General features: G+C 29.7%; 2 protein-coding genes. Both read right to left on the reverse strand.

Annotated elements, in window-relative coordinates:
• Positions 1-914: 914 nt before the first annotated feature.
• A complete protein-coding gene (locus CLPUN_RS02570; RefSeq protein WP_077845815.1) occupies positions 915-2,303 on the reverse strand; it encodes a phage portal protein in 1,389 nt (462 codons plus the stop codon).
• Between the two features lie 141 nt (positions 2,304-2,444).
• Positions 2,445-8,678, reverse strand: a complete 6,234-nt coding sequence (locus tag CLPUN_RS02575; protein ID WP_077845816.1) for a phage tail tape measure protein — start codon at positions 8,676-8,678, stop codon at positions 2,445-2,447.
• Between the last annotated feature and the right edge of the window lie 118 nt (positions 8,679-8,796).

Genomic DNA, 8,796 nt, shown 5'->3' on the forward strand with positions numbered 1-8,796 from the left:
TCCTTCATCTTTATAATAATCAGCTAAAGTTTTATTATTATTTTTGTTTTTGTTTTTTATAGGTTTGTAAATAAAAGAATCAAATAAATACATTCCTACAAATACTGAAACAAGAATCCAACCTGCCATATTCATACAACCTTTCATTCAATTATTAATTTATTATACCATATTTATCCATATAAAAACCGAAATTTTTCTGGGGGTGGTTTTGTTATCTCATAGGCGTTCATTTGTTGAACAGGGGTAATTGAAAAATTTATGAAACAAAACTGTAAATTCTCTTCATTTTCAGCCTATTATTTCCCACCTTTTATTGAGTTCGTATAATATATACTTATACGAACTATGAGTCTATATCTAGTCTATACACTGCATGTATAAAATTCTATATAAATTATACATAGATATTGCATAAGAAATGTATAAAACATACGATTTTCTATATAAACTGCATAAATATTGCATAAATATTAAGTATAGTATTTCCCATGTATTTCTCAATAATTTGTGTCATATTCGCCCCACATTGCACCCATATCATGCGAACATCTGTACTATTATATTACGTTCATCCTTTGAACATATGCGAACAGTCGTTCTATTTTGTTCGATTATTGAACCCCAGTCAACCCTAATTTTATTATTTTTTGTGATTATATAAAGAATCTAACATACAACATACAATCACATCTTATTACCTTATACTACTAACCATATTATACCATCATACAATACATGATACAATAGTGTTAGTACCTAATATAACCATCACATTATCACACCTATATACAACGCATAAACCTTTTATATATCAAGGCTTTCACTACATCATACACACATTAATAATATACAATTATACTACATACTTATACACTATATCATATCATATAATCATACCATGTACTACTTACCTATGCTGTTACTGTATCATTATTCACTACATTAGTATCTACATTGGTATTATCTGTCTTACCTTTATTATCCTTTTTAAGTCTCTCTAACTCCTGTGTCTTATCTGGTGTTAATGGTGACTTCTCAACTGCTGTTTCAATAGACATTGCACCCATTTTAACTTGCTTTTGTATATTGTCTAATGTCTCAGTAACATTTTGAGGACGTGCATAATTAAACTCTACATTAATATATTCTCCCTTATCATTCCTACCTAATAACTTTCTAATAACATTAAATCTTGTATTAAATCCATTCCTCATTACTCTTTCATTAAGCATTGCATATACATCAGCCAATTGATAAAGCATACGCAATGATACTTCTGATACATTAGCCACATTAGTATTACCCCCTAATATACTAGGCATATATGCATTAAAGTTTAATTGATTCTGTATTTCATTTAAATATAACTTAATAGAATTAGAATCCATTGAACTTGCTACATATTTTAAATCACCACCTAATTCGGATGTAAACATATAGCCAACAGAATCATTATTTTTAACACTACCTTGTATTGGTTGTCCTATATTTAATAATATTGGACTTAAAGAAAGTGTATAAATACTATCTCCCATCTTACTATAAATATCCTCTAATTCGTCCAGAATAGGTTTAATTAATTCTAATAAACCTTCCCCTTCTCTAAAGTCCCAATCTGAAGGATTAAAGTAATGTATTGGTAATCCTGTACTATTTTCTATACTATCTATCCTATGTGGGTCATAATGAATTACGTCCTTTCCTGTGTCATCTGGTTTACTATAAGGATTAGAACTTTCATTACTCCATTCCTCAACTCTATCTGGATAATATACATTCCAATAACTTATATTCTCTTTATTAGTCCAATATTCAATAAATGCAACGTATGTTCCATCATCAGCAAAAACAGGATAAGAACAAGCACTATCAAATACTTTAGATGTAATATTTCCACTATCATCTATATAAATATATTCAAAACTATCTCCGTACTTTCCTATCTTGTCCATTAGTTCCCAATCAATAGAATTGTAGTTTCCGTAATTATATACGGATTGAATATCTGACACTAAACTTTCAGTCCCAGTAAGTGTTGTTGATTTCCCAAGTAGGTAATTTGAATGAAAATTTAAAATAGTTTTAGTATTATGTAATACTATTTTTCTAACTGTAAACTTTTGATTTTTATATACAGTATCTTGTCTATTTAATACCTCATGTGTTCCATGTAAATAATTTTTAAGTCTGTGACACTTTGCTATCCTCATCGTATGATGTGGTTTATTAACCTCTCTTGTAAACCATAGTGGTTCATTTCTATAAGTTGTTTGTACATAATAATTAATATCTTGTGACATTTATATCGTCTCCTTTATTCTGAATTTATATTTTTGTATACGTTAGTAAACAGTGTAAACATGTTGTAAACACTAGTGTTGTAATTATTACAACTAAAAAAGGAAGGTTAATTAAAACCTTCCTAAAATTTTATATTTAATTTATCCTCGTCTTTTATTTCCACCAAGATTCTCTAATTGTGAACTGAATAATTGCATAATATCATTTCCAGATTTTTCAGTATAACCACCAGTAAAGCTAAAATGATTTTCAAATTTAACATTGCTAGTATCTCCACCAGTAGAATTATTGTTATTATTTACAATTCTATTGCTTAAACTATTTAAATCCATTGATGTTACTTTTGGTGATATATTCCACCTACCCAAATCTGCAAAAGTGCTTGATAATTGTGTCATTATTCCATCATTATTTTTAATCCATTCATAAATTTTATCAAATTTTGAGTTCATCTCAGGTAAATTGTTAATCTCTTTAACTGCATTGCTCCAGTCTTCTGTTTCTTGCTTATTTAATATCTTTTCTCCACCATGTAAAATAGCTTGTTTACCTTCACTTGGTAAATTGTCTGGAGTTCTACCACCTGTTTCAAACTTAGCTATATCGTCACGTCTTGCCCAACCAACTACATTACCATCAGAATTAGCAACTTTAAAATAACCATTATTATATCCAACAGTTTTTAACTTATCACCACTATATTGACCCCATGAACCACTACTTGACATTGCAGTACCATTTTGAAGATTATCAATAACTTCACCACTACCATTAGATACTTTTACAGAATCACCAACTTTAACTTCTTTACTTTTACTACTAGATGATGAAGATTTCTTAGCTTTTATTCCAGTTATATCTTGTAATCCGTCTAAAGCTTCTTCAATCTCTTTAAGAAAAGCCTCTTTAAAGTTCTCTCCGCAAAGACTTCCAACTTCCTTATAGCTTTCTGACGAATCATTTAATACTTTTAACATAGCATCTGAATTCTTTTCAGTAATCATAAGGTCAGCATCAGCATATAATTGTTTTTCGTCTAAATCCTCTTTATAATGTTTTTCTTTTCTCTTTTTCATACTATCATAATGTTTTTGGGCATTATCTAATTCTTTTTTATAGTAATCATCTGTTTCTTTTATTTCATCTTCAAAATGCTTTGAACTATTTTCTTTCTGTTCTGTTAAAGAATCTTTTTGTTTGTTTAAAGCATCTTTTTGAATATCAATTTGTAAATCCTTAATTTCTTTTGCTAAGTCATTTTTGTTTTTTAGTGCATATGAACTGTTATCTTTTCCCCAATCTTCAAATTCAGCCTGTAAAAGTTTTAACTTTCCAGCTTTATCTTCTTTGGCTTCGTCTAAATCAGATATTTGTTTTTCTAAAGCTTTTATCCTTTTTTCATAGCTTTCTTGTTCTGCTTCTTTTTCATCTTGAAGACGTTTCTTTTCTGTGTCATACTCCTTCTGAATTTTCTCTTTTTTCTTATCATATTCGTCGTCTAATTTTTCAAGTTTATCTTCTTTTTCTTTTTCTCTTTGCTTTTTCAATCCATTAACTAAATCATCTCTAAGTTTTTTTAAAGCATCTTCATCAGCTTTTTCCATTTCATTAGTGGTGCTTTGGATTTCATTTCCAAGTTTATTCCAATCAGCAGTAGCCTTTGGAATTTTCTCATCAACTAAATTTGTATAGTCTTCTGTATATTTTTGTAAATCTTTTAGCCATTTAATGTCACTTTCTTTTTTCTTTTTGGCTTCTTCACTGTCCCCAGATTCGGCATTTATGGATTCTTGCATTTCTAACAAACGTTGTTGAGAGTTGATTAATTTACCATTAGCATCAAATTGGAAAGACATACTAGCTAATCTAGTTTTCATTTCCTCAGATTCTTTCTTTTGTTCATCGTTCAACTTACCTACAGCAATTTGTTTTTGCTTTTCTAACTCTATTTGTTCAAGTTGTGAATCTCTATATTCTTTGCTACCCTTTTCAAGTGACTCTTGAAGCGATTTATTTACTTCTAATTCACTATCATAACCTTTAATTGCATTTTCTAAATCTAAATATCTGTTTGGGGTTATATCTGATTTAAGGTCATTTATTTCTTGGGTATAATCCTTTTTCTCTTTACCTTTTTTATCAGAACCTCCAGTTCCACTAAAGTCAGAAGTTCCACCTAATCCACCACCAGAGAATCCTTTCATACTAGCACCAAATTCATTAAACTTAGTATCGACTTCTTGAATTGCCCCATTTAATTCATTTGCTTTAGCTTTCCATTTATCTACATTTGAATCTACTTGCTTAAGAACATCATCATCAAATCCTTTTACTCTAGGGTCTCCTGTTCCAAGAAAATCAAATTTATGTCTCTCTGCGATACCTTCTTTGAGTGCCTCAGCACCTGCTAAATTAGAATTAATTTTCTTAATTTCTTGATTTAACTTATTTAATACACTGGCTTTTTGCTCTGCTGTCGAACGAAAATTATCAAAATCTGTAGCATATCCTTTAGCTGATTCCCCAACGAATGATACGAGCCAGTTTTCTATAGCTACACCAAATTGATGTTGTGTACCTTGTTTAAGTTCATTTAATGTACGATAATTCCCAAAATCAATATCATCTGCTTTTTGTCCGTCCGAAACAAAGGCACTTAATAAATTTTTATAAGCATTTTGATATTCTTGATTTGAAGCAATCTTATTTTGGTAAAATTGTTCTGAATCCCCTTCCATTACTTCATATGCCGAAGCCTGTGCTAATTGTTCTTCTTTTATTTTTTTATTTAAGAACTCTTGTGCTGTAGCAACTTTATTGATATTATCACCAATTTCTGGGTAGGCTTTACTAATAGCACTAGCAATTGCAGGTGTCATAGCTTGTGATTTATTCAATCTATCAATAAACCCATTACATTTAGAAATCTCTTGAGTAGCTTTTGCATATGCTTCAGTAGCTTTTTGAATATCTTTAGCGTGTTCATCGGCTGTATTTTTACTAATTTCATCATTCAATTTTTGAACACTATCTTTTGCATTTTCTGCTGATATTCCCATTGTAGGGTATGCTTTTTGTAATGCTTCTAAACTCTCCTTGCTTATATCTGTACCAGAGTTTAATTCCTTCATAGCTGTAGCTACAATTTTTGTTTTATCAGCTACTTTTTCAGATTCATTAGAGTTTTCTTTTTGTGTTCCAGTATTATCTTCTATAGATTTACTATAACGCTTGATTGCATCTTCACTAACTCCAAATCTTTCTGCTAATTCAGATGTACTTTTACCCGCATCTATTGCATTCATTATCAATATTTTATATTGACTATCTTTAGACATTGCTTCATCAAGCATTTTACTATATCTTTGTAAATCTTCTAATGCACTATTTTTTCCAAAAGAAGTAGTTGCTTCTTCCGATGCCTTTTTTGCTTCTTCTTTTAATTGCTTATATTTTTCTATAGTTTCATCTATACTCTCTAAAGTTGTTGCACCATAACCCATGTTAGTGCCTTTTCCGATAATATCCATAGGACTCCAACTTATACTACTCATTCCAGAATTATTATCATCTAATTGCTTTAAAGTATCATTTAGCATTGCTTGTTTCTTTAATTTTATTTGTTCTTCAATTTGTTTATTACTGGTTGCAATAGCTTTCCCTTGTGCATCATATTGAGTTGTACTATTAGGTAATGCAGTTGCTAATTGTCTTTCAACTTCTAACAATTTTTCTTTTAAATCTTTATTTTCTTTAGTACCTTCATTAGTAGAATTTATTTGATTTTCTAAATCTTTTTTTTCTTTTAATAAATTAGTGGCACTTGTAATTGCTTCTTTTTCAGTTTTATAACTAGATATAGCTTCTTCATTAGATTTTTTTAAATTTTCTTGAGCATTAACCAGTTCCATTACTTTACTTATAGCAAAAGATATAGCTAGTGATAGACCCATTGAGAAAGCCATCTGTAATGCCATTGCACTTACTGCACAAGCTTTTTGTGCCATATTAGCTAATCCTAATTGAACTTGATATCCTGCTAATTGAACTTTTGCAGAATTAGCGTTCATACCCATTTGATTCATATAAGTTATATTTTGTTTAGTTGTTCTTATATTCTCTGTTGCTGTTTTTGATACTCCTGCCCATGTAGCTTTTAAATTATTTAATCCACCAGTTAAATTAGTTAGAAATGATGGTTGATATATTGTCATTGACTCTCTAAATTTAGTATTAAATATAGTCATTGCTCCAACAACACTCATTATTACTGTAGGCATAGCACCAAATGTTTTAATTATGTCATTTAATCCACCTACTACATTTGTAGTACCAGTTAATAATGATTTAATTCCATTTGTATCAGTTAAGTTAATCCATGTAGCTTTTACAGTTTCTTTAAATGTATTAAGCTTTCCAGAAATACCATTTATGTAAGATTCTTGTTCCTTCTGAGCACTACCTGCACTTTGTCCAACCATTTGATATACTTTATCCAATTGTTGGTAATTTTGCATCAATCCTGCGAAAACATTAGCTCTATTTTTACCTGCAATTTCCTCACTTAAATTAGCTTTCTGAATATCTGAGAACGTACTCCATTTTTCTCCAAGAGATTTGACGATTTCATATGTAGATTTAAAGCCACCATTAACATTTTTTATATCAATATCAGCTATACTTTTGAGGTCTTCTCTCATAGTAGGAACTAATTCGCCCTCCTCATCTTTTACGCCTCGAATTCTCATCGAAATTGTTTTGAGTCCATTGGCTACCATATTGCTATCCCTAAGCACCTCAGTTCCTGTTGCGATTAAAGCGGTTGATTGTGCTAAATCATTATTTGCAAGTGCAAGTGAAGCACCACCAATTCTTAAACCTTCAGTCAAATCCTTTGTGGTCAAAGCGAAACGATTTCCAGTTTCATTTAAAATATCAACTACTTTTGTAGTATCTTTTGCTTCAAGTTTGAAACCCTTCAAAATACTAACTAAAGAACTCGCACTATCACTCGCTGACATATCTCCAACATTTGATAATATCAAACTATTCTTAGCCATATATTCGGAAGCTTCTTTAAATGAATATCCTAATTGCTTAAATGTAGCTGTTGCTGTTATAGCATCTTCTGTAGTTCTACCTAAAGAAATACCCATCTCATTTGCTTTTCCAACAAAGTTATTTAATGTAGTATCTGCTACATCTGAACTTACACGCTTTAAATCCCTTAAACTATCGTCTATATTTTTAATGTCTTTCAAACCTTGCCTTAATTGGTTTAGTCCTGCAAATATTACACCACCACCAATAGCATAAGAAAATACACTTTTAAATATAGTTCCTAATGATGAAGCATTTGCCTTAACATTATTAATTGCACTTGATAATTGATTTACACTATTTCTAGCAGTAGAAACCTCAGCACTAATAACTTTACCATCAATAATTTTCCCAGACTTTACTTGAGATAATAATTGTTTTAAATTTATAATATGTGCTTCTGCTTTTTGTAATTCAGTAATATCATTACTATTAATAATATCCATTTTTGTAGCTTTAATATTATTAACTCTATTGCTTAAGGTATTTATAGCACCTTGTAATTTATTAATATTAGTAGAACCATTGTTACCCAAAGCATTGATTTGAGTTTGTAATTGGTTTATTTTATTTATAGGTGTTGATACACTAATATTATTAAGTTGAGTTTGTAGCTGAGTTATTAGTGCAGGGTCTATACCCATAGCATTAGCTGTAGATAATTTACTTTGCATTTTAGTTTTAATAGATTCAATTTTAGCTTCTAACTTTCCAAGTTGTTGAACATTATCACTAACTTTAACATTGGTTGTAGTAAATACATTCTTAACTACTCCCTCAGCTTCATTCATTACTTGTTTCCACTTCATAGTTTCAGTTACAAGTTTACCCATATTGTCTGTATAAGTAATTGTTGCGTCTTTAACTCCACCATTTTTAGTAGTGTTAAAACTAATTTTAGCCAATGAATCAACGGTATTTCTAATCTCATTTGCACGTCTTTGTAAATCATCAAATGCTTTTGCACCATCACCTATATTAAGTGATTTGCCCATAACATTTTTATATTGTTGTGCTTCTTGTGTAGCTTGTTTAGTTTTATTGATTACCGTATCAATTCCACTTACATCTACTTTACCCATTTTAATAATAAAATTCATACTGTTTAATTGAGTTTGTATACTACTTTGTATTTTAGATACGTCCAATGAAGCAGTATCAATTTTTGCACTTATTCCTTTTATTCCATCTAATTGTTTTTGAAGATTTGATTTTACTTTATTAATATCATCAAATCTTATGCCAATTAGTATTGATTGTTTATTTTCTGACATATTAATTTACACCATCCTTTCTGTTTTATGCAACAAAAAAGAGAGTGTAAATCATTTATACACTCTCTAAAATTCTTTTAAATTATTTCTTTATTTTATGTAATAATCTCTTTATTGG

The sequence above is a fragment of the Clostridium puniceum genome (assembly GCF_002006345.1).
GTDB lineage: Bacteria > Bacillota > Clostridia > Clostridiales > Clostridiaceae > Clostridium > Clostridium puniceum.